The organism is Burkholderia sp. MSMB1459WGS, from assembly GCF_001534535.1.
Classification (GTDB): domain Bacteria; phylum Pseudomonadota; class Gammaproteobacteria; order Burkholderiales; family Burkholderiaceae; genus Burkholderia.
In genome coordinates, this window is the sequence record NZ_LPMU01000061.1 from 224,807 (window position 1) to 249,044 (window position 24,238).

The following is a 24,238-nucleotide window of genomic DNA, read 5'->3' on the forward strand; positions in this document are numbered from 1 at the left end:
GGCACGATCCCTGCGCTGCCTGCGCCGTCCGGGGACGGTTGTACCTGAAATACAGGTTGGTGTAGTGTCGTGCCGTCGCGGCCCGGCTCGACCGGCCGCGGCTGCGCATGCGTGCGTGCCCGGCGCGCCGCGCATGCACGAGATCGCCAGTCAATCGAATTACCGCGCCCGTGCGCTTTGCCATGAATCAACATCGACTGCCGGCTTCGATCGGCCTTACCGGGGAGGGCGCCTGATGAACGTCGGATTCTTCAATCCGAACCGGACCGCCAACGCATCCGCGTGGCGCGTGCTGCCGAACCGGTGGGACTTCATCGCATTTCCGCTGATCATCTGCCTGATCGCGATGGCGGTGGTCGGCTTTCACGAAACGATGGCGCCGATCGGCGTGCTGCAGACGCAGAAGATCTCGCTCGATCCGTCGAACCTGCCCGAATATGCGCTGCGCACCACGCTGCGGATGCTCGCCGCGATGGTCGCGTCGCTCGTGTTTACGCTCGTCTACGGCACGCTCGCCGCGAAAAGCCGCCGCGCGGGCATGGTGCTGATCCCGATCCTCGACATCCTGCAGTCGGTGCCGGTGCTCGGCTTCATCTCGTTTACGGTCACGTTCTTCCTTGCGCTGTTCCCGAGCCGCGTGCTCGGCGCCGAGCTGGCCGCGATCTTCGCGATCTTCACGAGCCAGGCGTGGAACATGACGTTCAGTTTCTACCAGTCGCTGCGCACGGTGCCGCGCGACCTGGACGAAGTGTCGCGCGGCTTCCACCTGACGTCCTGGCAACGCTTCTGGAAGCTCGAAGTGCCGTTTTCGATGCCGGGCCTGATCTGGAACATGATGATGTCGATGTCGGGCGGCTGGTTCTTCGTCGTCGCGTCGGAGGCGATCACCGTCGGCAACCAGACGATCACGCTGCCGGGCATCGGCGCGTATCTCGCGCAGGCGATCTCGGACAAGAACTTCGGCGCGATCGGCTGGGTGATCCTGACGATGACGGTCGTGATCCTCGCGTATGACCAATTCCTGTTCCGCCCGCTCATCGCGTGGGCCGACAAGTTCCGGATGGAGAACACCGCGTCGGGCGACGCGCCGCAATCGTGGCTGCTCGACCTCGTGCGCCGCACGCGGCTGATCCATCAGCTGCTCGTACCGGCCGGCTGGTTTTTCGCGAAGGCCGCGCGGATCCCGCTGCGCCTGCCGCTGTCCGGTGCGATGCGCTTCACGTTGCCGAAAGTCGAGAAGAAGGCGTCGCGCACGGTCGACATCGCGTGGGCGGGGCTCGTGCTGATCGGCACGGCCTATATCGTCTGGCGCGTCGTCAGCTTCGTCGCGACCGGCGTGACGATGGCCGAGGTCGGCCACGTGCTCGTGCTCGGGCTCATCACGCTGCTGCGCGTGGTCGTGCTGATCTCGATCGCCTCCGTGATCTGGGTGCCGATCGGCGTGTGGGTCGGGCTGCGCCCGAAGCTGGCCGAGAAGCTGCAGCCGCTCGCGCAGTTCCTCGCCGCGTTCCCGGCGAACCTGCTGTTCCCGGTGTTCGTGATCGTGATCGCGCGCTTCCACCTGAACGCGGATATCTGGCTGTCGCCGCTGATCGTGCTCGGCACGCAGTGGTATATCCTGTTCAACGTGATCGCCGGCGCAACGTCCTACCCGAACGACTATCGCGAAGCGGCGACCAACTTCCGCATTCGCGGCTGGCAGTGGTGGCGTCAGGCGATTCTGCCCGGCATCTTCCCGTACTACGTGACGGGCGCGATCACCGCATCGGGCGGCGCGTGGAACGCGAGCATCGTGTCGGAAGCCGTGCAGTGGGGCAGCACCAGGATCGAGGCGCACGGCCTCGGCGCCTACATCGCGCAGACCACCGCCGCCGGCGATTTTCCGAAGATCATCCTGGGCATCGCCGTGATGTCCCTGTTCGTCACCTTGTTCAACCGCCTGCTGTGGCGCCCGCTGTATGCCTTCGCCGAAGCGAAGCTGCGGCTCGACTGAGACCGATTGAGAGCGAAACGCGATGCACAATCCGAATGCTGTAAACGCCCCCGTCCAGACGTCCCAGCCGCCGCGCCTCGGTGAAGAGATCCTGCGCGTCGATCACGTCTGCCGCGGCTTCAACAAGACGCAGGGCGAATTGCTCGTGCTCGACGATGCGAACCTGTCGCTGCGTGAAGGCGAGATCGTCGGCCTGCTCGGCCGATCGGGCTCGGGCAAGTCGACGCTGCTGCGTATCATCGCCGGCCTGATCGAGCCGACCGACGGCGAGGTGACCTATCTCGGCAAGCCGTTGCGCGGCCCGGCCGAGGGCGTCGCGATGGTGTTCCAGACCTTCGCGCTGTTCCCGTGGCTCACCGTGCTGCAGAACGTGGAAGCCGGGCTCGAGGCGCTCGGCGTCGGCGCGCGCGAACGGCGCGAACGCGCGCTGGCCGCGATCGACCTGATCGGCCTCGACGGCTTCGAGAACGCGTATCCGCGCGAGCTGTCGGGCGGGATGCGCCAGCGCGTGGGCTTTGCGCGCGCGCTCGTCGTCGATCCGACCATTCTGCTGATGGACGAGCCGTTCTCCGCGCTCGACGTGCTGACCGCCGAAACGCTGCGCACCGACTTGCTGGATTTGTGGACGCAGGGCCGCATGCCGATCAAGTCGGTGCTGATCGTCACGCACAACATCGAGGAAGCGGTGTTCATGTGCGACCGGATCCTCGTGCTGTCGTCGAACCCGGGCCGCGTGATCGCCGAGATCAAGGTGCCGTTCAAGCACCCGCGCAATCGTCTCGACCCGGCGTTCCGCAAGCTGGTCGACGACATCTACGCGAAGATGACCGCGCGCCAGACCGGCGAGGCGACGAAGAAGGGGCTCGAGCTCGGCAGCTGGTTGCCGCAGGTGTCGACCAACCTGATGGCCGGCCTGATCGAGACGCTCGCGATGGCGCCGTACCACGGTCGTGCCGACATGCCGGAAATCGCGCGCACGCTGCATCTGGAGGTCGACGACCTGTTCCCGATCGCGGAAGTGCTGCAGTACCTCGGCTTCGCGGACGTGCGCGAAGGCGACGTGTTCCTGACGCCGCCGGGGCGCGTGTTCGCGGAATTCGGCACGCAGGAGCGCAAGCTGATGTTCGCGGATCACCTGCTGAAGCACGTGCCGCTCGCCGCGCGGATCAAGAAGGTGCTGAACGAGCGTCCGGGCCACCGCGCGCCGCGCGTGCGCTTCGAGCAGGAGCTCGAGGACTTCCTGTCGGACGGCGCGGCCGAGGAGACGCTCGACGCGGTGATCGACTGGGGCCGTTACGGCGAGATCTTCTCGTACAACGACCAGACCGAAATCTTCAGCCTGGAGGACGTCGAGTCCTGATCGCGCCGGGCCGGGCCGTGCGACCCGGCCCGGTATTCGCGTGCTTCGAGCATCACGCGCCGCGCACCACGCACCACGTATCGCCCCGTTACTGCAAATTTCCCCACCGATCGACGGCCGGTTCCGCCGACGCCCACTTCCAGTGCGTGCCTTGCTGGCACGCATTCGCGAAATACCAGTCGGCCTTGTCGCCGTCCTTCACCGAGAACGCGAATTCCTTGCACAACGCGAGCGCCGACGAGTACGCGCGTGTGACCCGCACCTCGCCTTCGCCGTTTTCGAGCGGCAGCGTGTTCTTCACCTTCCACGGCTTCACTTCGCCGACGGCGAGACTGCCGGCCGTCTTCGCGATCGCGTCCTGCTGGTTCTGATGGAGCTGCTTCATCGTGCGGTTGACGGCTTCGTCGGTCGCGGCCTGCACGGCGATCCCGACACCGACGCCGACCGCCGGGTTCGCGGTGACGAGGCCCGTCGCCGCACCGGCCAGCGCGCCGCTCGCCGCGCCGACCGACCCGCAGCCCGACAGCACAACCGTCGCCGCGCACAGCGCACCGATCGCCGCGATACGAATCGCGACGCTCATTGCAGCGCGCCCCAGCGTTCGGTCGCCGGTTCGGCCGACGCCCATTTCCACACGGGCCCGTCGCGGCAGATGGTGGCGACGTAGAACGCCGATTGCGCGGCCTTGTCGGCCTTCGCCGGCGTGTCGACCGCGAACACGATTTCCTTGCAGTCGAGCGGACCGACGCTGATCATGCGGCTGACCGTCACGCGGCCCTGCTCGTCGTCCTCGATCGGGAACGAATGGTGCGTCGACCACGGCGCGACGCCGCCGACGTCGAGCGGGCCGGCCGCCTTCGCGATCTGCTCCTGCGTGTAGCGGTGCGCGACGCGTTGCGTATACTGGACGCCGGCCCGCGCGCCGGCGACGGCGCCGAGGCCGATGCCCGTCGCGACGGCGGCGTTGTTGGTGACCTTGGAGGCGATCGCGGCGCCCGCGATACCGGCGCCGGCCGTCGCGCCTTCGCTGTACAACGAATTGCAGCCGGACAGCAGTGCGGCCGTGGCGATCGCGGCCAGCACGACGCGCGCCGGCGTGGCCCGGCGCGGCGATTCGAAACAAATGTTCATCCCTGAGTGCAAGTCCTGTCTGGGTGAGCGGCGACGCGTGCACGCCTGATGCCGCGTCATTGTTTCGCAATTGTCATGGGAAAACTGCAAAGCTTTGACAAATCGCCGTGCGGCAGGCCGCGTGCGCGCGGGCGGCGTTATTGTCGGATAGATGCTCGACGAAGGGTCGAAACGTTACAAATTGAAGGTAATTGTTACCATCGGCCGCGATGACGCGACCTAGACTGTTTTGTTATGGAATGTTTCTACGACGGCCTCGAGCCGCGCCGCATATGAGACACCCAGCCATGCGCCGTTCGAAACGGTTGTCACACCGGCCGCCTGACGCGGCGGCCGGCCATCCGGAAGACCGCCCGCGTCCGCAGACCGACGCGCCATCGGCACCGCCTGCGGGCGCGCCGGACGAGACGCCGTCGGACGGCGATCACAACCAGGGTGGTGCTCGCCCGGAAGGGCTCGACTATCAACGCGACCTCGGTCAGGAGCAGGACGCTTGATACGGTCGTCGCCGCATTCCACCGCCGTATTTCATTGCAATTCTCGGAACTGAGTCGCCGCGCGGCCGCCTTCGGGCCGCCGCGCCTGCTTCGGCGTGCGTTGCGCGCCAGCCAATCGAATCGAGGAGGGGAAGTCGCATGAGCAGATTGATCGTGGTATCGAATCGTGTCGCCGCCGGCGAGGACACGCGCCCGAGCGCGGGCGGTCTGGCCGTCGGCGTGATGGACGCGCTGAAGGAAACGGGCGGCGTCTGGTTCGGCTGGAACGGCGAGATCGTCGGTACGCCGGATGCCGAGCCCGCGATCCAGCGGGACGGCAACGTGACGTATGCGACGGTCGGCCTGACCCGGCGCGACTACGACCAGTACTACCGCGGCTTCTCGAACGCGACGCTGTGGCCGGTGTTCCATTACCGCGGCGATCTCGCGCGCTTCGATCGGCAGGAGTACGCCGGTTACCTGCGCGTGAACGCGATGCTCGCGAAGCAGCTCGCCGCGCTGCTGCGGCCGGACGACCTGATCTGGGTGCACGACTACCACCTGCTGCCGTTCGCGAACTGCTTGCGCGAACTCGGCGTGAAGAACCCGATCGGCTTCTTCCTGCACATCCCGTTTCCGTCGCCGGACATGCTGCGCCTCGTGCCGCCGCACGAGGAACTCGTGAAGTTCATGTGCGCGTACGACGTCGCGGGTTTCCAAACGGAGGCCGACAAGCAGGCCTTCACCGACTACATCGAGCGGCGCGGCATTGGCGCGGCGAGCGACGACGGGATGCTGCACGCGCATGGCCGCGTCGTGAAGGTCGCGGCCTATCCGATCGGCGTGCATCCCGACGCGATCGCGCAGGCGGCCGTCCAGTACGGCACGCGCAAGCCGGTGAAGATGCTGCGCGAGGCGCTGGGCGACCGCAAGCTGGTGATGAGCGTCGACCGTCTCGATTACTCGAAGGGGCTCGTCGAGCGCTTCCAGTCGTTCGAGCGGATGCTCGCGAATGCGCCGGGCTGGCAGGGGCGCGTGTCGCTCCTGCAGATCGCGCCGCCGACGCGTTCCGACGTGCAGACCTATCAGCACATCCGCGAAACGCTCGAAGGCGAGGCCGGCCGGATCAACGGCCGCTTCTCGCAGCTCGACTGGACGCCGATCCAGTACCTGAACCGCAAGTACGAGCGCAACCTGCTGATGGCGTTCTTCCGGATGTCGCAGGTCGGCTACGTGACACCGCTGCGCGACGGGATGAATCTCGTCGCGAAGGAATACGTCGCGTCGCAGGATCCAGCCGATCCGGGCGTGCTCGTGCTGTCGGAATTCGCGGGCGCGGCGGCCGAGCTGACCGGCGCGCTGCTCGTCAATCCGTACGACCTGTCGCAGATGGCCGAGGCGCTCGAACGCGCGCTGTCGATGCCGCTCGCGGAGCGGCAGGCGCGTCACGAGGAGAACCTCGCGCGGCTGCGCGAGAACGACCTGTCGGTCTGGCGCGACACCTTCGTCGCCGACTTGCGCAGCGTCGCCGCCGCGGCGTCTGTCACGCGGCGGGCAGGCCGGCGGGTCGCGCATGCGTGAGTTCGCGCCGGGCGCCGCCGCGCCGGGCGCCGCTGCGCCGCGCGCCGCCGATCGCGACGACGAAGCGGTCGACGACACGACCGGCCGCTTCTTCGTCGTGACGGGCGGCCCGGGTTCGGGCAAGAGCACGTTGCTCGATGCGCTCGAGCGCGCCGGGTTTGCGCGCTCGCAGGAGGCCGGGCGCGGCGTGATCCGCGACCAGATGGCCGTCGACGGCCCGGCGCTGCCGTGGCGCGACCCGGCAGCGTTCGCCGAGCTGATGCTGAGCTGGGAGATGCGGTCCTACCATCTCGCGCGGCAGGCGCGCGGTCCGGTGTTCTTCGACCGCGGCGTGCCGGACGTGATCGGCTATCTGACGCTGACCGGGTTGGCGGTGCCCGCGCACGCGGAAGCCGCGGCGCGGCGTTTCCGCTATCACCGGCGCGTGTTCATCGCACCGCCGTGGCCCGACATCTATGCGCAGGACACCGAGCGGCGGCAGGATTTCGCGGAGGCGGTGCGGACCTACGACGCGATGGTCGATTGCTATACGTCGTACGGCTATCGGCTGATCGAGTTGCCGCGCGTGAGCGTGAAGGCGCGTGTGCGCTTCGTGATGGATACGCTCGACGCCGCATGACGCCCGCCGCCTGTGCGGCGCGCGACGGTGTCAGGCTGCCGTGTCCGGCCGCGGCGATGCGATGCGCAGCACGCTGACGACCGCGGCCACCGCCGCGAACGCCGTGGCGACATAGAGTGCGATCGTCGGCCCGCGGTCCGGCGCGAGCCCGAAAATCAGCGCGACGAGCGCGGCGCCGAGCGTCTGGCCCGTCAGGCGTGCGGTGCTCAGCATGCCGCCGGCGCCGCCGCTGCGTGCGCGCGGCGCCGACGACAGCATCGCGCGATTGTTCGGCGACTGGAACAGCCCGAAGCCCGCGCCGCACAGCGCCATCCGCCATACGATGTCGACCGTGCCCGGGTGCGCGCCGATCGTCGCGAGCGACAGCAGCCCGGCGGCGAACAGCGCGAGCCCGATCCCGCCGAGCATGCCGGCCGAATAGCGGTCCGACAGCACGCCCGCGAGCGGCGCGGCGAACACGATCACGAGCGGCCACGGCGTCATGTAGAGACCCGTCTCGACCTGCGAGAACCCCAGCGAATTCTGCAGCCAGAACGGCAGCGCGACGAACGCGAGCATCTGCGACGTGAACGACGCCGTCGACGTGTAGACCGACAGCGCGAACATCGGGATGCGCATCAGATCGACCGGCAGGAGCGGCGCCGGCTGCGACAACTGACGCTTCACGAAGAAATAGCCGACCACGAACGCGACGGCCAGTTCGGCCGCGACGTACGCATGACCTTCGCCGTGACCGAGCCCGTCGACGGCCGTGATCAGCAGGCCGAATACGCATGCGTTCATCAGCGCGCTCGGGAAGTCGTACGGCGCATCGTGCAGCGGGTTGGCCGGCAGCGCGCGCAGGCTGCCGAGCACGGCCGCGATGCCGATCGGCACGTTGACCGCGAAGAGCCACGGCCACGACGCGAACGACAGGATCGCCGACGCGACCGTCGGCCCGATCGCCGACGACAGCGCGACCACCATCGCGTTGATCGACAGCCCGCGCCCGAGCATCGACGACGGGTAGATCATCCGCACGAGCGCCGCGTTGACGCTCATGATGCCGGCCGCGCCGAACCCCTGGATCACGCGCATCGCGGCCAGCATCGGCAGCGAGCCGGCGAGCGCGCAGCCGAGCGACGCCGCGGTGAACAGCGCGAGCCCGGCGATGTAGATGCGGCGATAGCCGATACGTTCGCCGAGCGACGCGAGCGGCAGCAGCGTGATCGTGACCGCGAGCTGATACGCGTTGACGATCCAGATCGACGCGGCGTCGGACGCGCGCAGGTCGCGCGCGATGGTCGGCAGCGCGACGTTCGCGATGGCGCCGTCGAGCACGGCGAGCGTGATGCCCAGGGCGACGCAGACGATCGCCCAGTAGCGTTGCGGAAGCGGCAGGCCGGTATCGGCGTTCATGACAGGAGCGAGAGCATGGTTGTCCGCGCGCCCGCTTGCCGGTTGCGTGCGCAACCATGTGCAGGGGTGGAGGCGGCGATGAACGGCCCGGCCGGCGCGGCTGCACCGGGACGGGGCCGGTCGAGTGTATCACCGGGCCGCATCGCGCGACGTCGCGCCGCGCGGCCGTCGGCGGGCGCGCGCATTCAGCCTTCGAAGTCGAGGCCGCCGAGCCGCACGAGCGGGTCGGCCTGCGTGCGCGATGCGAGATCGATGTCGCGCGCGCCCTGCCACGCGCCCAGCTTTCTCGGCAGCGCGGCGAGGTAGTGCTCGAAGCGCTGCGGGCCATCGGGTTCCATCAGCCGCTCGATCTCGTCGGTGTCCCACGTCAGTTCGAGATTCAGCGGATGCACGAAGCCACTCACGTGCGCGTGCGGCGCGCTGCGGATCTGCACGCGCGTCGGCTGCCCGTGCCCGCCATAGGGGACGACGTCGGTCTGCACGTGATCGGCGAAGAACGCGGCGATGGCCTGCGCGATGCGCGGTGCGAATTCGGTATCGAAACGGCGGGCGGTTTCGGGCTGCATGACGGCGTCTCCTGTATGCCGAAAATCGTAGCACGGCGACGCCGCGTTTCGGCGGGTGCGATACCGGTAATCGCACGTTACCACTTGCTGCATCTATTACGGTCGCGGACCGCCACAATGCATCGCATCCAGTACCACTTCGCGTGGGAGTCCATCATGAAAAAGATTGCCGCAGTATGTGTCCTTGCCGGTTCGCTCGCGGTCGCGGGCCCGGCGTCCGCGCATGGCCGCGATGGCGGCGCCGTCATCGGCGCATTGATCGGCGGCGCGGTGCTGGGTGCGATCGTGACGTCGGCGATGAATCCGCCCGTCGCATATCAGGCACCCGCGTACCAGGCGCCGGCCTATCAGCCGCCGACCTACTACCAGGCGCCCGCGTACCAGCAGCCTGCCTACCCGACCTATCAGCAGGCGCAGTACCAGGACGACGGCCCGAACTATTGCTACGACCGCTACCAGCGTGCGTATGTGTGTGGGGCGCCGGTGCAGGGTGGCTACGCGCAACCGGCGGGCTGGTAAGCGGCGGCGCGCGAGCGGGTTTGGTGCCCGGCGGCCACGCTCTCGCCGACGTTCGCTTCGACCGGCCGGACGACGAAAGGCCCTCGCTCGATGCGAGGGCCTTTGTCTATTGCGTGGCTGTCCGTTCGCCGGTGTGATGCGCCGCCGGCCATCGGCGGGCCATGCATGGATACAAACGGTTGCAATTGCGCGTCAGTGGCGATGACCGCCGCCGTCGCCGCGACCGTGTCCGCCGCCACCGCCGCCTTCGTTCCAGTCGCCGCGGCGTCCGCCGCCGCGCCACCAACCGTTGCCGCGGTTGCCGCGATCGCCGTCCCAGTGATGGTAGTCGCGCCGGCCGCGATCCCAGTCGCGTCCACCGCCTCCGCCCCAGATGTTGACCGTGCCGTACACGGGAGACGGGGCATACGCATAGCCGGGATCGGAATAGTAGGGCTGCCCGTAGCCGTATCCGGCGTCCGGGGCGACGACGCAGCCGGCCAGCAGGGTGGCGACGCCGGCGGCGGCAATGAGCTTCAGCATGATGTTCTCCGTTGGTTCCGCTATAAGTACCGCGCCCGGGGATTGCCGGCTGTTTGCAATTGTGTCGCCAAATTACAGCCTCGTAAGGTCTTGAGACGAAAGTGTTAGCATCCGGGGCTCATTTGTTTTTCAGGAGCACATCGATGAAATTCGCGATCCGGGCCGCGCTGGCCGCCTTCTGCGTGACGACGGCCGCCGCATGCGTGGCCGCGCCGGCATCCGCACCCGCCGTGCCGGCCGAGTCGATCAAGATGTTTCCGCAGGCAGCCGCCGGCCAGCAGCGCGCCGTGATCGCGCTGCCCGCGCTCGAGAACGAGGGCGATGCGCGCGTCGAGCTGATGATCGGCAAGACGCTGCAGACCGACTGCAACCAGCAGTGGTTCGGCGGCGAGCTGACCGCCGAGGACGTGAAGGGCTGGGGCTACACGTATTACCGGCTCACCGACGTGAAGGGCCCGGCATCGACGCTGATGGCGTGCCCGGGCCAGGCGCCGCAGCAACGATTCGTGCAGGTGCGCGGCGACGGTCAGCTGCTGCGCTACAACAGCCGTCTGCCGCTCGTCGTGTATGTACCGGATGGTTTCGACGTCCGCTATCGCGTGTGGCATGCGTCGAAGGACGTGCAGCAAGCCGCGAAACAGTAATCTCCCCGCGGCGTCCTGCCGCTATCCGCCAGTCGCGCCGGCCGCGCCGCGCGCGCCGACGAGCGCCGGCCATGCGGCCAGCGCGGCCTGCGCGACGGCTTCCAGATCGCGGCGGCTCGCGCCGTCGCGCGCCTGGATCGACATCCCCTGCTGAACCGTCACGTAGTAGCGCGCGATCGCATCGACGTTCGCGTGCGCCGATATTTCGCCGGTCGCGACGCCTTGCGCGAGGCGTTCCCGCAGCGCGTCGACCGTGCCCTCGCGCATCGCGATCAACGTCTGCCGGACCATGTCGGAACGTTCGGCCGGATGCAGCGCCGACAACACGATCAGGCAGCCGGCCGGCTTCGAACGCCGCGTGAACACGCGTGCGGTATCCATCAGGTAGTTCTGCACGGCGTCGTACGCGCTGGCCGCCTGTTCGACGCCCCCCCAGATTTCCCGCCCCTCGGTTGCGCGGTAATGCTCGAGGGCTTGCCGGAACAGCGCTTCCTTGCTGCCGAAGGCCGCATACAGGCTCGGCGACGCGATGCCCATCGCGGCCGTCAAGTCCGTCATCGACGCCCCTTCGTAGCCGAGACGCCAGAACACCTCCATCGCGCGATCCAGCGCCGCTTCCTTGTCGAAGCTTCTCGGTCGGCCTCGTTCAGCCATTGCGTCCGTTCCTTCGTCGATATCTGTATCGATCGATAAAATAAATCAATTGACTGTGCGACGCAACTTGCCACATTCTGTGTCGGTCGTTACATAAATGAGGAAAGGAACCGACATGAACCGACTTCAGGGCAAGCGTGCACTCATTACCGGCGGCAGCCGCGGCATCGGCGCGGCGATCGCCAAACGGCTGGCAGCCGACGGCGCCGACGTGGCGATCACGTATGAAAAATCGGCCGAGCGGGCGCAGGCCGTCGTCGCCGGCATCGAAGCGCTGGGCCGTCGCGCCGTGGCGATCCAGGCCGACAGCGCCGATCCGGTGGCCGTGCGCAACGCGGTCGATCGTGCCGCGCAGGCGTTCGGCGGCCTCGACATCCTCGTCAACAACGCGGGGATTTTCCGGGCCGGCGCGCTGAACGACCTCACGCTCGACGATATCGATGCGACGCTGAACGTGAACGTGCGTGCGGTGATCGTCGCGTCGCAGGCGGCGGCGCGTCATCTCGGGGAGGGCGGGCGCATCGTGTCGACCGGCAGTTGCCTCGCGACGCGTGTGCCCGATGCGGGGATGAGCCTCTATGCGGCGAGCAAGGCCGCATTGATCGGCTGGACGCAAGGGCTCGCGCGCGATCTCGGCTCGCGCGGCATCACGGTGAACATCGTGCATCCGGGCTCCACCGATACCGATATGAATCCGGCCGATGGCGAGCACGCCGATGCGCAGCGTTCGCGGATGGCGATTCAGCAGTACGGCAAGGCCGAAGACGTGGCCGCGCTCGTGGCGTTCGTCGTCGGGCCGGAAGGACGATCGATCACCGGAACCGGGTTGACGATCGACGGCGGGGCGAATGCGTAAACGCCGATGCCCGGCGTAAGTGAGCCGGGTGACGGAGGGTTCGTCGTTGTTCGTTATCGGCAGCCGAGGCGCTGGTGCTCGGCTTCCAGGTCGGCCCGTTTGTCGTAGGCCCGCAGTTCGTTGCGCGGCTTGCCGTCCGGGCCCATCCCGCGCGCGACCTTCCGGCCGCGGTCGGGCGAGTGCATGACCGCGTCGATGCCGGCGGCCAGTTCCCGGCAGCGGGTGTCGGGGGACGTGTTGTCCGGACGCGGGGCTGCCGACGCAGTGACGTTGGCGATGCCCGGGCTGACGTAGCGCTGTTTGGCCGAGGCCGTGTCGGTGTCGGCGGCGTTGGCCGTGCCGGTCATCGCTGAAAGCGCGGCGAGCGCCGCGATCGTCCGAAGCATGGGCGAAGTCCGTGTGCCGAACTGAAGAAAGTTCGGAATTCTACGCAACGTTCAGTGCATATCAGCGGCGAACGGGCGAGGTGCGCGCGTGTGTCGCATATCGTAGTGAATGCTCGATTGCACACATCATTCGTGTGCCGCCTGCGCGCGCCAGCAATATCCCGGACCGTCGAATGAAAAAAAGCCCGCTTGCTTTCGCAAAGGGGGCTTTTTTCGGTATTTGGTTGCGGGGGTAGGATTTGAACCTACGACCTTCGGGTTATGAGCCCGACGAGCTGCCAGACTGCTCCACCCCGCGGCGCGAAGTGTACTTGGGTCGGTGCGCAGAGTCAAACGATTCGTGCGAAGACGGCCCGACTCATATCGGGCCTGTTCCTTGAAACGACTGCAACGCAGGGAGCCGACGCGTACGACCGGAAATTTTTCACCTTCGCCACAATATTCGCGCGCCTGAAACGTCTTCAGACGCATGGAACCGCCACCCACTTCGCACACGATGACCGACCCAGACCGCGACATCACTGCGACGGTGATGCGTGAACGAACGAGGCTAGGGAACTTCATTCGGCGCCGGATACGCGACCCGGACGATGCCGAGGACGTTCTGCAGGATGTGCTTCACGAATTCGTCCAGGCTTATCGGCTTCCTGCGCCGATCGAACAGGCGAGTGCGTGGCTGTTCCGTGCCGCGCGCAACCGCATCATCGATCGTTTTCGCAAAAAGAAGGAGCAGCCGTTGACCGATCTGCTCGATGCCGACGACGAAGCGGACAGCGAGTATCGCCTGGATCTCGCGTTACCGGCGCACGATGCCGGCCCTGAAGCGCGCTACGCTCGCACGCTGTTGCTGAAGGCGTTGCAGGACGCGCTTGACGAGTTGCCGGCGAATCAGCGCGAGGTTTTCATCGCACACGAACTGGAGGGGCTGTCCTTCAAGGAGATGGCCACGCAAAGCGGCGTCACGCTCAATACGCTGCTGGCGCGCAAACGCTACGCGGTCTTGCATCTGCGTGCTCGACTGCAGCCCATTTATGACGAACTGGATAGCTAGAGGAGTCGACGGATGAATTTTCGAATCAGATGTGCGGGCAAGGCGCTGCTCGTGGTGGTAGCCATAGGCGTGCTCGGATGGGTCGTCATGATGCTGTGGAACTGGGTGGTGCCAGCGCTGTTCGTCGGCGCCCGGACGATCGACTTCGCGCATGCGCTGGGCCTGCTCGTATTGAGCCGCATCCTGTTCGGCGGATTTCGCGGACACCGCGGCTGGCACGGCCGGCGCCACTGGCGCAAGTGGGAAGCCATGACACCCGAAGAGCGCGAGCATTTCCGGGCCGCATGGCGATCGCGCGGCAGCCGGCGCACGGAGGAGTGAACATGCGCGAAAAATCAACGGCCGACTGCAAGCAGAAGGCGGGCGTGATCGCGCCGGTCGTCGATCTGAAACGTTGCGAAGGCAAGGGGGATTGCGTCACCGTTTGCCCGGAAAACGTGTTCGAGGTGCGGCGCGTCGATGAGGCCGATTACCTCGACCTCGGGCTGATGCATCGCTTGAAACTGCGCGTGCATGGAATGAAAGTCGCCTACGCGCCGAATGCGCAAGCCTGCCGGTCATGCGGGCTTTGCGTGACTGCGTGTCCCGAACGGGCGATCACGCTTGCCAGAAGGGCATAGCGTCGGCCGTGCTCGCCGATGACGGCACGGTGTCGCAGGCAGTCTGACGGATGGCAGTCGCTGGATACGCCGTTCACATGATCAATCTCGTCAAGGAATGCACTTGGCTTCAACTACCGACGTTCTTTTGCAACGGCTTCATGAAGAAAGCCGGAGCGAAATCATCGCCCGCGCCCGCGCGCAGTTCCAGGGGCCGAACGAGGCGTTTCCGACGCTCGTCGACGAATACGAAACGCTCGTCCCACGGTTGCGAGGGCGCTTTCTCGAAACGTTCGGCCTGTTCAGCGACGACTTCGAATCGTCGGAAAGCGGTGCGCTATCGTTGGCCGTGTCGGCGGAGACGGGAAGATTCTTGCGCAACATCGTGCTGTCGCAACGGTCGGCCAGAATCCTCGAGCTTGGTAGTTCCTGCGGTGTGTCGACCCTGTATTTGGCCGACGCGCTGCGTATGCTGGGCCGTGGCGTGGTCATCGCGACCGAACGTGATGCGCTCAAATGCGCGCGCCTGCGGGCTCACGTCGAAACAGCGGGGCTGGATGCCTATGTCGACGTGCGGGAGGGCGATGTATTCGAGACGGTTGCCGAACTGGACGGGACCGTCGACATGGTGTTTATCGACGTGTGGGCTGACGCGTATCTGAAGCTGTTCAGGCAGATCGAGCGCTTGTTACGGCCGGGATCGGTCGTGCTTGCCGACAATATGTACACGGCCGAGGACGCCGTTCGACCGTACAAGGCTTACCTCGACGAGGATCCGCGTTTTTCGACCACGACGCTGGATTTCGAGTCGGGGGTCGAGTTTACGGTGGTCGTTGCTTGAGCGGGGGGCTGTGAGTCTTGGGGGCGGTTTGGGGCTTGACTGGTCCCCGACAGAATTCATGGTGGTATAGCGGGCGCGCCTTCCGGTTGAATTCGCGCGGCATATGCCCCCCCAAAATGCCCCCAAAGGACGGGCGTGGAGAAGCGGATCTGACCGATTGTGATCGGTATCGACCCCTTATACTAGGTAAACACGCATACCTAGAATTGCCCAATACGGTATGTTTCTGGCAAACCAACAAACGGCATAGACCAACGAGGGGTATGAACTCGAGAGACCAAGGCGCGACGGCAGCGCAGATTAAGAAGGAATTGATCCAGTACCTGGAAGCACTGCGCGCGCGTTCAGATTGCTATCCAGTAAGGTTTGTTACCGCTCGGCTGCGTGCTGCGGCAATGCCGACCGCTCAAGGTTGGCCGCCGCTCTTGGCCAAGTACAACGACGTGGTCATGTCACAGGACAGCCTTATCGCGTGTCGGGATCTGGTTAAGGAAATATATCTAGATTCGCTGCTTGTCGGTGAACGCGCTGTTTCGGTGTTTAAGGTTTCGCCCGCGGAGGCGGTAGAGGCTGGGAAGCGCGTTGTTGCGCTTGTCGATTCCGATTCCGAGTATGCCGAACGCTTTCCTCTGCCGCTGTCGGAATCAAAACTTCGCCGCGCATCGTTTAACGGCGTATTCTGCCATGCGGTAACGCAGGCGGACAAATCGGTACGTGTGTTCGCTTGCTGTAAGCGCGCGTTCCGCATGCGTGAGCCGATTGACTTGACCGAGCTTGATGGCGACGCTCGATCTGCACTGGATGGGTATGACGAGGTGATCGGGGTGCGTAGCGGGTTCGTCCAAGCATTCGATTCGATCATATTTCGACCATCCGGTAGTGTCGAGGTCCAAATCGACATCTCCTGCCGTCTGACAAGGGACGATTTCGCGAAAGCGCGCAATTTCTATACCGAACGGCTGAATAGCTTTTTTGGGGAACGCTTTCAGAATGAGAAGTGGCTGCTACATGCCGAGAACTTTTTTCCGTTGATCGCTAAGCTCTATGCTCAGAACGATGGATTTGTGAACAGTCTTGGTCACGCGACAACTACGCAATCGATCAAAGAGGAGCGTATGCGAGGACGAAAGTCCGATCTCCGTCGAGAACAGTTTCATGAAGAGGGGATGAAAGCGATCAGCGGAGACACGGATGAGTATTCGATCCGAAAAGCGTGGCTTTCGAACGATGGCGCGAGGGCACCAACGGTATCGATTTCCGGGCACTTCTCGATAGCCGGGGGCGCGGACGCACACGTGAGCTATGCTATCGTAGATGGGTGCGCGAATGAGGATGACTTCGCGCTGGTCATGGGCAAACTTGAGTGAATAGGGTTGTGGAAAAGGACATTGCTATCGCACGCATCGAAGAGGATCTCGGGCGCTTGCCCGAGGTTCGTCGCGCGTGCCTTGCGATAGTCGAATATTTTTCACTGCAGAATAAAAGTTACCTTGAACGGATTACATTTGGTCAGCTTAGTAAGATCGCTGGCCTAGCAGATGTGGCGGATATCCTTCCATCTGTCGAGTATCTTTCTGGTGGACGACTGCACCTGCTTGATCCTCGGTTTGAATTCATTGATCAGAAGAGCGATTACATTGAGGAATTGTCGATAGAGGACGTGGCGCAAGCCCGGGATGAATCAATTTTTTACCATCCTAAAACGGGAGAGCCGGTGCCGGATTTCGAACATTCGCTGTTCATGTTCTTCGTGCTTAGCGACGACGCGCGATCATTGGGGCGTGTGTCGTGAGTCTTGACTCAATGTCGCTTGCGGATATCCAGAAATTTGGCGCTATCCGGCCAGACTGGGCGTTGTTTGCCGAGCGGTTGCTTGTTAAGTCTTATGGTGATTTTGTACGGGTTCTGTACAAGGATATCGATCAATGTATCGCAAAGATTGAAGAGGATCCGGGTGTGCGTGCGGATGACGGCGAAGATCGATTGACGGCTGAACTGATCGGAATGCTGTGTTCTCGCACATACGATGCTTCACACGACGAGAAGATCGGTGGTCATTCAGATATCGTCATTCGGCATCTCAATGGATATATCTGGGTTGGTGAGGCAAAAATTCACAAAGATTATGCGTACACCGAGAAAGGATTCAATCAGCTCACTACTAGATATTGTCCGGGCACGCCGAACGCAGACGAGGGGGCATTGATTCTGTATGTGCGAGGCGCAAACTGTTCCGGCGTTCTTGCTAAGTGGCGTGAGCGACTGCAGGGACTAAAGCTGCCGGCATATGAAGAGGCTGAATGCTCCAGCCGTGCCGAGTTGGCCTTCTTCTCGACGCATACTCACGAGGGGTCCGGACGTCCAGTGCGAGTGCGCCACATCGTGGTAAAGCAGTATTTTGACCCGAAGGACAGGAAACCTGTTGCTGATGCCGCATAACACGGACATACCCCACCCGTTGGATCAAGAACGACGTGAAGAAACTCGCAGTCGCTCTCGTTGCATCGATGTTCGTTACAGCCGTATTTGCGCAGGCGATGACGCCGGCTGCGGCACCCGCGAAGACCGGCGCCAAGGCGAAGAAGCACAAGGGTCATAGCAGCAAGCCGTTCACCTTGGACAAGTCGAAGCTCGACAGCGGCGACAAGCTGCCGTGAGTGCGATCTGGCCGAAATGAAGCCCCGCCCCGAGCTGGCCTTTCATTTCTGATCGGGCATGGTTCATGAGCGTGCTACGATCCCTCGGCGGAAAGAGGAGCGAAAGTGACAATCGCGGACGTGGCCGCCCTCGTGCAAGCGGTCGGATCGATTGCAGCGATCATTGCTGCCTTCTGGATCGGAGGAGCCCAAGGGCGCCTGGCCGTGCAGATGCGCCAAGCCGACCGAGCGGAGCGGTTCAATGCGATCGAGAAGATTTTAGCCATGACGCATGAGCGCGCCGAATCATTGCAAGCAGTGATTTTGCGGCTTCCAGCAATCAATGGAGTGAAGCATCCGGACATGCATCTAGTTGACCGACTGCGGATCGTAATGTCGGCAATTGATGAGCTATCTATCGACGGAGTCGCGTCGGCCGATGTTGCAGAAGCACTGATCGAGGCCAAGACCGCGAACGTGCGAGTAGACAGTCACTTGCCCAATACTAATGTCAGGAACCCAGGCGCATACTTTGTCACATCCGACGGAGAGATCGCGGCCTACGTTACGGCGATCGACGGAGCCGCAAAGAAGGTTCGGCATGAGGTCCGGCGGTTAATGTCTACTTTCCCCAAGTCATAACATCAGCTTCATACAACGAGTGCTGAGGCATCCGGTTTCACCTTGGCAGTACACAAGTTGAACGCAGCGGCGTTGGTGAGCGACAGTGTGTCGATCCCAACGACCGCCGCATGCGGTTTTTATGTCTGTTCGTTTCAGGGGCACGGAATGATTGCAACCGAGTTTCTAGAGAAAGCACGGGATCCGATCGCATGGCGCAAACATTCGCGTGCACTCCGCCGCTCGGCAATTGCTCTTTGGAACGTGTTCGAAAGAACGGTCGTCGACGAGGTCGAAGCCGCGGCCGAATCCAAAACCGAGCCGACCTTTGCTGCTGCACTTGAGGCTCTAGAAACGACGAAGCTTCTTTACGGACTCGCTCTCGAGACTGCTCTAAAGGCCTGGATTGTCGAACATCATCCGGCCAAAATCGAGGTGCGAGTTGTGATGGATGGGAAAGGCGAGGCCACCGGGGCTGAACTGCGAGCCTTAGGAGTTCCGACGTCAAACGGACACAATTTGCTTGCGCTTGCCGAGGCCGCCGAGCTTTTTGGCGATCGATTTCGTACCGTCATCCGAACCGATGGTGACGTCCGAACCGTCAAGAATATTTGCAGAGACCTTGGAGAGGTCGTCGTTTGGCGGGGGCGGTATCCGGTACCGCTCACGTCTTCTCAGCCGCAACGATTGGATCCGAATGCGCCGGTAAGGGCGTTGGCGCACTATATGCTTGATTGGCTAGATCCCGTCTTAGATGCGCTCTTGGTTGATGATTCTGAGGTCGGCCGACAGGGCCGCACGAACGACTGACCAAACTATACGACGGCGACAATGAGAAAAATCACTGCATCGATTGCAGCCATGTCCGGTGCGGGCCTCGTGGGATGCTTGCTGTTCCCGCCTTTTGCAGCCCAAGCTGCTCCAATGATGGGGCGGCAACTGGAAAGCTGGATCAATTCGAACGACGGCGCTCTTCATTTGGCCGCCAGTATGTATGTCATGGGAGTCGTAGATGACGACGCGGTGCTGCAGGCCGGCGAGAATCAAAGGCTGACAGAACGATCAAGCGTCGTGCATATGTGCGCCGCTGGCAAAGCAAACGCGACCAAGTTACGACAGATTGTCGGCATGGCGCTCCAGCGAGATCGAGAATTCGGTGCTCAGCCCGCAGTCATTGTCATTCGAAAGGCCGTCGCGGAAGCTTACCCCTGCGACTAGGTCCCTAGTCGTGTGCACGGGAAGCGGTCACATGAACGGCCTGATCAAATTTTGATGGTTTTCAATTTAAGAGTACTGCTCCCACGAAAGTTGTCGTAGTGCTTTTATCTGTCATACGAATAATCTAGCATCGCCCGATGCACCCTAGATCGAGTACCGGGCACTGCGCCCGGCTATCGTTGCCGAAGAATTTCTGCGCTGCCGATGCGGTAGCCGGTAAGACGTCCCCGGCCGGTCGGGAGGGCCTTTGAACCGGGCCTTTGCATTCTTCCAGCGAGTCATCGGCCTAATTCGCAAGCAGCTCGAGCGGATCGCTGGATCGTCCCAGGGCGATCACTCCGTGGAGGATCTGACGAACGAGGCTTGGCTGATCGTTGACGAATTGCACGTTGAGCCGGATGCAAACCCTGACCCTGAAGACGAAGGTGTGCGTGAACTGATCGTCACGCGCCTACAGCGAGAGTTCGGCAGGTTCGTCAACCGTCAGGAGCGCTTCGCCACACGTATCGACCGAGATGATGTCGACGACGACGGCGACTTCATGCCAAACGCCATCGCTGCCCGGCTCTCGGCGCCGGAAAAATATGAGCCGTTGGCATCGATGGAGATGCGCGAGGAGGCCGCCGCAGCGGCGCGCATAATCGGGGAGCGGTTTTCCGAAGCGGTTGCGTATCTGCGGACGTTCGAGCGATTTGACGGCGATAAGGTCGGTGTGGCCCGGCACCTCGCCATTGGCTTGCGGGCGCTCGACCGTCGCGTATCCCGAGCATCACACGTCGAATGGACACAGCCGTCAATGTTCGATGGCATCGAGGCGCTTCCAGCTGATTTCATGCCACACCCTGGCCGTTGGAATGCGCCGCCGCTCGCGCAACAGTATCGGGGTGCGTGTGCGATTGCGTGGCCTGTGCAACTGCAGTTGTTCGTGCGTTCGTGCAAGCTGTTCTTCAGTCGACGATGGAAGGGGTGATGACAAGCAGCGATGGATATGACGAACTGATTCGACGTTTGCGTGCGCGGATGCCCCCTTGGCTTGTATTGGGCAACCTTGGGCAATGATGGCAGCAAAAGTCCAGGCGACACAAGGCTGTGCGCGACTTTTGGGGCAAACTTGGGAGGTATTGGGAACTTAGATGGTCCCCCCGACAGGAATCGAACCTGTATCTAGCGCTTAGGAGGCGCTTGTTCTATCCATTGAACTACGGGGAGAGCCAAGTCCGGGCATTCGCGCAAAAGATGGCGAACCGGACGGCGGTGTGGACAGCGCGCAGAGTATAGCAAACGCGCGGCGCGTCGGCGGGGCGGAATGCACACCGACGCGCGTATCGCGTAATCAACCGCGATCGGAACGGAAAATCAGAAATCGACGACGACGAAATCTTCCTTGCCCACGTCGCACAGCGGGCAGCGCCAGTCGGCGGGAATGTCGGCGAAACGGGTGCCGGCCGCGATACCTTCATCGGGCAAGCCTTCCGCTTCGTTGTAGACCCACCCGCAAATCAGGCAGACCCAGCTCTGGTATTCGGTTACTTCGCTCATGTTGCGCTCGGGACAATGAAAATTCGGCGATGCCGTCCGCAGCCTCGCCGGCGGACGAAAGGCGCAATGGTACCGGAATTTCGCCGAACACCTGCGCAACGTCGTTTTAAACGTACGCATCGCGAACAACCGACGCCGACGCGTCGGCCGGGCACGCGGTGTATGCTTCGTGGGCCTGTCAATCAGAAGGAGGTAACGATGCTCAACAGAAAGTGGATCGCGGGTGCAGTCTGTGTCGCGGCGCTGGCCGTGTCGACGCTCGCGCGCGCCGAAGCGCGTGTGTTCTTCGTCGAGCCGCAGGACGGCGCGACAGTGTCGAGCCCCGTGCACGTGAAGTTCGGTCTCGAAGGCATGGCGCTCAAGCCGGCCGGCGACATGACGCCGGATACCGGTCACCATCACCTGTTGATCGACGGCAAGCCGGTGCCGAAGGGCGACGTGATCCCGGCGACCGACCATTCGCTGCATTTCGGCAAGGCCCAGACCGAAACCGACGTGAAGCTGCCGCCCGGCCAGCACACGTTGACGCTGCAGCTCGGCGACGGCGCGCACCGTTCGTACGGCCCCGAAATGAGCTCGACGATCACGGTCAACGTGAAATAACGGAATAACGGCGCATCCCGCGCAGGCGCCCGATGCGCCGCGCGCGGGATCTGCCGATCGGCCGGCCGCGCGGGCATCCGGCCGGCATTCGGTCGTTTTCGCGGGACGCAAACCGCGGCCGGCATCCGCAGCGGAATCCGGCCGCAACCCGCTCACGGCGGCGCGCCGGCGCGCTTCGAGCGCGACCCGTGGCCGTCGTCCGTCCGGCCGAGCCGATACCGGCCTCCGCGACCGGTACAATGGGCGCTTCCGATTTCTCTCATCGCCGTCCCCCCATGTCGCTCTATTCCATTACCGGCGCGCAGCTCGCGTTCGGTCACGTCGCGTTGCTCGATCACGCGGATTTCTCGCTGGAGGCCGGCGAGCGCGTCGGCCTGATCGGCCGCAACGGCGCGGGCAAGTCGTCGCTGCTGAAGATCGTCGCCGGTCTCGCGAAGGCCGACGACGGGCTGGTCACGCGCCAGCAGGAGCTCGTGACCGTCTACGTGCCGCAAGAGCCCGAATTCGAGCCGGGTGCGACGGTGTTCGACGCGGTCGCGTCGGGGCTGGCGCACACGCGCGAACTGCTCGAAGAATACGATTCGATCGCGCACCGCCTCGCGGAGATACCGGAAGGCGCCGAGCACGATGCGCTGCTCGCGCGGATGAACGCACTGCAGTCGGCGCTGGACGCGCACGACGCATGGAACTGGCGCACGCGCGTATCGATGACGCTCGCGCAGATCGGCCTGCAGGACGGCGACGCCCGCGTCGACGCGCTGTCGGGCGGGATGCAGAAGCGCGTCGCGCTGGCGCGCGCGCTGGTGCTGCAGCCCGACGTGCTGCTGCTCGACGAACCGACCAACCACCTCGATTTCGACGGTATCCGCTGGCTCGAAGAGCTGCTCGTCGCGCAGCGCGCGGGGCTGCTGTTCATCACCCACGATCGCGCGTTTCTCGACCGCGTCGCGACGCGCATCGTCGAGCTCGATCGCGGCCGGCTGCTGTCGTATCCGGGCAATTTCTCCGCGTACCAGACGCGCAAGGCACAGCAGCTCGAAGTCGAGCGCGTGGAGAACGAGAAATTCGACAAGCTGCTCGCGCAGGAAGAAGTGTGGATCCGCAAGGGCGTCGAAGCGCGCCGCACGCGCAGCGTCGGCCGCATCGCGCGGCTCGTGCAGATGCGCAACGAGCGCGCCGAGCGCCGTAATGCGCAGGGCAACGTGAAGCTCGACGTGGCGCAGGGCGAGAAGTCGGGCAAGATCGTCGCGGAGCTGACCGACGTGACGAAGCGTTACGGCGGCCGCACGGTGGTCGACCGTTTCTCGACGACGGTCATGCGCGGCGACAAGATCGGCTTCGTCGGCCCGAACGGCGCCGGCAAGACGACGTTGCTGAAGCTGATCCTCGGCGACCTGAAGCCGGACGAAGGCACGGTGCGCACCGGCACGAACCTGCAGGTCGCGTATTTCGACCAGATGCGCGCGCAGCTCGACCAGGAGAAGAGCCTCGCGGATACGATCAGCCCCGGCAGCGAATGGGTCGAGATCGGCGGCGTGCGCAAGCACGTGATGAGCTATCTCGGCGATTTCCTGTTCGCGCCGGAACGCGCGCGTTCGCCGGTGAAGTCGCTGTCGGGCGGCGAGCGCAACCGGCTGCTGCTCGCGCGCCTGTTCGCGCGCCCGGCCAACGTGCTGGTGCTCGACGAACCGACCAACGACCTCGACATCCCGACGCTCGAACTGCTCGAAGAGCTGCTGGCCGACTACGACGGCACGGTGCTGCTCGTCAGCCACGATCGCGCGTTCCTCGACAACGTCGTGACGTCGGTGATCGCGGCCGAGGGCGACGGCAAGTGGCGCGAATACGTCGGCGGCTTCACCGACTGGCAGATTCAGAGCGCACGTTCGGAGCAGCTCGCGCAGCAGGAGGCGGCGAAGCGCGCGGTCAAGGAAGCGGCACCCGCGAAGGACGAGCCGGCGAAGAGCGCGGCGGGCCGCAACGCGCAGCGTACGGTGAAGCTGTCGTTCAACGAGCAGCGCGAACTCGATTCGCTGCCGGAGAAGATCGCCGCGCTCGAAGCGGAGCAGAAGACGATCAATGCGCAGCTCGAGGACGGCTCGATTTTCGCGAAGGATCCGCAGGAGGGCACGCGCCTGACCGAGCGGTTCGCGGCGATCGACGACGAACTGCTCGCCGCGCTCGAACGGTGGGAAACGCTCGAGGCGAAGCGCAAGCCGGCGTGACGCGTGCGGCGCGCGTCGATCCCGCGATTGGCGCGCCACGCGGAACCAGTAAAATACCGCGCGTTCAGGAGCGCGCCGCGCACGCCGCGCGCCCGCTTTCGGAGCAGTCCAAGCACACCGTTGTTTCGATTCGCTTTTTTACGGAACTCAACGTTTTGTCCACGACGTTATCCACACGAGGTGTGGACAACGTCCCGATG

30 protein-coding genes and 2 tRNA genes are annotated in these 24,238 nt (G+C 64.2%); 22 read left to right on the forward strand and 10 right to left on the reverse strand.

Annotation, left to right across the window (positions count from 1 at the left end; translation table 11 throughout):
* Nucleotides 1-235: 235 nt before the first annotated feature.
* On the forward strand, nt 236-1,993 hold the full coding sequence (locus WT97_RS23840) for an ABC transporter permease subunit (protein WP_059504874.1): 1,758 nt from the start codon (nt 236-238) through the stop codon (nt 1,991-1,993).
* Nucleotides 1,994-2,015: 22 nt separating this feature from the next.
* Nucleotides 2,016-3,353 carry an AAA-associated domain-containing protein gene (locus WT97_RS23845; RefSeq protein ID WP_034208090.1) on the forward strand — a complete coding sequence of 446 codons (1,338 nt, stop codon included), beginning with the start codon at nt 2,016-2,018 and terminating at the stop codon, nt 3,351-3,353.
* Between the two features lie 88 nt (nt 3,354-3,441).
* Here WT97_RS23845 and WT97_RS23850 read toward each other — a convergent pair whose 3' ends face one another.
* On the reverse strand, nt 3,442-3,936 hold the full coding sequence (locus tag WT97_RS23850; protein ID WP_059795994.1) for a hypothetical protein: 495 nt from the start codon (nt 3,934-3,936) through the stop codon (nt 3,442-3,444).
* Nucleotides 3,933-4,484, reverse strand: a complete 552-nt coding sequence (locus WT97_RS23855) for a hypothetical protein (protein WP_059795837.1) — start codon at nt 4,482-4,484, stop codon at nt 3,933-3,935. The genes WT97_RS23850 and WT97_RS23855 overlap by 4 nt, the downstream gene beginning before the upstream one ends.
* Nucleotides 4,485-4,771: 287 nt before the next feature.
* On the opposite strand from WT97_RS23855, the gene WT97_RS33400 reads away from it, so the two are divergent.
* The 3 genes from WT97_RS33400 to WT97_RS23865 all read left to right on the forward strand — a co-directional run bounded on the left by WT97_RS33400 (nt 4,772) and on the right by WT97_RS23865 (nt 7,160).
* Nucleotides 4,772-4,981 (forward strand): hypothetical protein, encoded by a 210-nt coding sequence (locus WT97_RS33400; protein WP_082742018.1) that lies wholly within the window; start codon nt 4,772-4,774, stop codon nt 4,979-4,981.
* 138 nt (nt 4,982-5,119) lie between these two features.
* Entirely contained in the window at nt 5,120-6,541 is a 1,422-nt protein-coding gene (gene otsA / locus WT97_RS23860; protein WP_059795839.1) for an alpha,alpha-trehalose-phosphate synthase (UDP-forming), read from the forward strand.
* Entirely contained in the window at nt 6,534-7,160 is a 627-nt protein-coding gene (locus WT97_RS23865; RefSeq protein ID WP_059795841.1) for an AAA family ATPase, read from the forward strand. The genes otsA and WT97_RS23865 overlap by 8 nt, the downstream gene beginning before the upstream one ends.
* Nucleotides 7,161-7,190: 30 nt before the next feature.
* Here the strand turns inward: WT97_RS23865 and WT97_RS23870 are convergent, their stop codons facing one another.
* Both WT97_RS23870 and WT97_RS23875 read right to left on the reverse strand, forming a co-directional pair.
* Complete coding sequence (locus WT97_RS23870) at nt 7,191-8,558, reverse strand: MFS transporter (protein WP_059795843.1); 1,368 nt, start codon at nt 8,556-8,558, stop codon at nt 7,191-7,193.
* Nucleotides 8,559-8,743: 185 nt separating this feature from the next.
* Nucleotides 8,744-9,124: a DUF5594 family protein gene (locus WT97_RS23875; protein WP_059795845.1), complete on the reverse strand. Its 381-nt coding sequence runs from the start codon at nt 9,122-9,124 to the stop codon at nt 8,744-8,746.
* Nucleotides 9,125-9,241: 117 nt separating this feature from the next.
* Here WT97_RS23875 and WT97_RS23880 point away from each other — a divergent pair, with 117 nt between their 5' ends.
* Entirely contained in the window at nt 9,242-9,643 is a 402-nt protein-coding gene (locus tag WT97_RS23880) for a hypothetical protein (RefSeq protein WP_059499108.1), read from the forward strand.
* A gap of 192 nt (nt 9,644-9,835) precedes the next feature.
* Here the strand turns inward: WT97_RS23880 and WT97_RS23885 are convergent, their stop codons facing one another.
* Complete coding sequence (locus tag WT97_RS23885; RefSeq protein WP_059499109.1) at nt 9,836-10,165, reverse strand: hypothetical protein; 330 nt, start codon at nt 10,163-10,165, stop codon at nt 9,836-9,838.
* A gap of 143 nt (nt 10,166-10,308) precedes the next feature.
* On the opposite strand from WT97_RS23885, the gene eco reads away from it, so the two are divergent.
* Entirely contained in the window at nt 10,309-10,809 is a 501-nt protein-coding gene (gene eco, locus WT97_RS23890; RefSeq protein WP_059499110.1) for a serine protease inhibitor ecotin, read from the forward strand.
* Between the two features lie 21 nt (nt 10,810-10,830).
* Here the strand turns inward: eco and WT97_RS23895 are convergent, their stop codons facing one another.
* A complete protein-coding gene (locus tag WT97_RS23895; RefSeq protein WP_060036834.1) occupies nt 10,831-11,463 on the reverse strand; it encodes a TetR/AcrR family transcriptional regulator in 633 nt (210 codons plus the stop codon).
* A 115-nt stretch (nt 11,464-11,578) separates the two neighbouring features.
* Between WT97_RS23895 and WT97_RS23900 the strand changes: the two genes are divergently transcribed.
* Nucleotides 11,579-12,319 (forward strand): SDR family NAD(P)-dependent oxidoreductase, encoded by a 741-nt coding sequence (locus WT97_RS23900; protein WP_060354537.1) that lies wholly within the window; start codon nt 11,579-11,581, stop codon nt 12,317-12,319.
* 53 nt (nt 12,320-12,372) lie between these two features.
* Here the strand turns inward: WT97_RS23900 and WT97_RS23905 are convergent, their stop codons facing one another.
* Both WT97_RS23905 and WT97_RS23910 read right to left on the reverse strand, forming a co-directional pair.
* Nucleotides 12,373-12,705: a hypothetical protein gene (locus WT97_RS23905; protein ID WP_059795851.1), complete on the reverse strand. Its 333-nt coding sequence runs from the start codon at nt 12,703-12,705 to the stop codon at nt 12,373-12,375.
* A 221-nt stretch (nt 12,706-12,926) separates the two neighbouring features.
* Nucleotides 12,927-13,003 (reverse strand) — tRNA-Met (locus tag WT97_RS23910).
* 171 nt (nt 13,004-13,174) lie between these two features.
* On the opposite strand from WT97_RS23910, the gene WT97_RS23915 reads away from it, so the two are divergent.
* The 12 genes from WT97_RS23915 to WT97_RS23960 all read left to right on the forward strand — a co-directional run bounded on the left by WT97_RS23915 (nt 13,175) and on the right by WT97_RS23960 (nt 20,641).
* Entirely contained in the window at nt 13,175-13,756 is a 582-nt protein-coding gene (locus tag WT97_RS23915; RefSeq protein WP_082742019.1) for an RNA polymerase sigma factor, read from the forward strand.
* 12 nt (nt 13,757-13,768) lie between these two features.
* Nucleotides 13,769-14,077 (forward strand): hypothetical protein, encoded by a 309-nt coding sequence (locus WT97_RS23920; protein ID WP_059795854.1) that lies wholly within the window; start codon nt 13,769-13,771, stop codon nt 14,075-14,077.
* 2 nt (nt 14,078-14,079) lie between these two features.
* On the forward strand, nt 14,080-14,376 hold the full coding sequence (locus WT97_RS33405) for a 4Fe-4S dicluster domain-containing protein (RefSeq protein WP_082742029.1): 297 nt from the start codon (nt 14,080-14,082) through the stop codon (nt 14,374-14,376).
* Between the two features lie 97 nt (nt 14,377-14,473).
* Complete coding sequence (locus WT97_RS23930) at nt 14,474-15,196, forward strand: O-methyltransferase (protein WP_059795857.1); 723 nt, start codon at nt 14,474-14,476, stop codon at nt 15,194-15,196.
* 263 nt (nt 15,197-15,459) lie between these two features.
* Entirely contained in the window at nt 15,460-16,563 is a 1,104-nt protein-coding gene (locus WT97_RS23935) for a hypothetical protein (RefSeq protein WP_156440316.1), read from the forward strand.
* A gap of 8 nt (nt 16,564-16,571) precedes the next feature.
* Nucleotides 16,572-16,988, forward strand: a complete 417-nt coding sequence (locus tag WT97_RS23940) for a hypothetical protein (protein WP_060354538.1) — start codon at nt 16,572-16,574, stop codon at nt 16,986-16,988.
* On the forward strand, nt 16,985-17,635 hold the full coding sequence (locus WT97_RS34300) for a hypothetical protein (RefSeq protein WP_156440317.1): 651 nt from the start codon (nt 16,985-16,987) through the stop codon (nt 17,633-17,635). Before WT97_RS23940 ends, WT97_RS34300 begins: the two co-directional genes overlap by 4 nt.
* 35 nt (nt 17,636-17,670) lie before the next feature.
* Complete coding sequence (locus WT97_RS23945; RefSeq protein WP_060354539.1) at nt 17,671-17,853, forward strand: hypothetical protein; 183 nt, start codon at nt 17,671-17,673, stop codon at nt 17,851-17,853.
* Nucleotides 17,854-17,958: 105 nt separating this feature from the next.
* The gene (locus WT97_RS23950; RefSeq protein ID WP_059795864.1) at nt 17,959-18,474 is read left to right on the forward strand and encodes a hypothetical protein; all 516 of its coding nucleotides are present in this window, start codon (nt 17,959-17,961) and stop codon (nt 18,472-18,474) included.
* 42 nt (nt 18,475-18,516) lie between these two features.
* Nucleotides 18,517-19,263: a hypothetical protein gene (locus tag WT97_RS34305; protein WP_156440318.1), complete on the forward strand. Its 747-nt coding sequence runs from the start codon at nt 18,517-18,519 to the stop codon at nt 19,261-19,263.
* 21 nt (nt 19,264-19,284) lie between these two features.
* Nucleotides 19,285-19,671 (forward strand): Rap1a/Tai family immunity protein, encoded by a 387-nt coding sequence (locus WT97_RS23955; RefSeq protein ID WP_156440319.1) that lies wholly within the window; start codon nt 19,285-19,287, stop codon nt 19,669-19,671.
* A gap of 247 nt (nt 19,672-19,918) precedes the next feature.
* Complete coding sequence (locus tag WT97_RS23960) at nt 19,919-20,641, forward strand: hypothetical protein (RefSeq protein ID WP_059795867.1); 723 nt, start codon at nt 19,919-19,921, stop codon at nt 20,639-20,641.
* Between the two features lie 164 nt (nt 20,642-20,805).
* Here the strand turns inward: WT97_RS23960 and WT97_RS23965 are convergent.
* Together WT97_RS23965 and WT97_RS23970 are read right to left on the reverse strand one after the other, a co-directional pair.
* A tRNA-Arg gene (locus WT97_RS23965) sits at nt 20,806-20,880 on the reverse strand.
* Between the two features lie 147 nt (nt 20,881-21,027).
* Nucleotides 21,028-21,210, reverse strand: a complete 183-nt coding sequence (locus WT97_RS23970; RefSeq protein WP_034190709.1) for a rubredoxin — start codon at nt 21,208-21,210, stop codon at nt 21,028-21,030.
* A gap of 198 nt (nt 21,211-21,408) precedes the next feature.
* Here WT97_RS23970 and WT97_RS23975 point away from each other — a divergent pair, with 198 nt between their 5' ends.
* Nucleotides 21,409-21,813, forward strand: coding sequence for a DUF4399 domain-containing protein (locus WT97_RS23975; protein WP_059499160.1), 405 nt, complete (start codon nt 21,409-21,411; stop codon nt 21,811-21,813).
* 239 nt (nt 21,814-22,052) lie between these two features.
* Nucleotides 22,053-24,038: an ATP-binding cassette domain-containing protein gene (locus WT97_RS23980; RefSeq protein ID WP_179949807.1), complete on the forward strand. Its 1,986-nt coding sequence runs from the start codon at nt 22,053-22,055 to the stop codon at nt 24,036-24,038.
* The last annotated feature ends 200 nt before the right edge of the window (nt 24,039-24,238 follow it).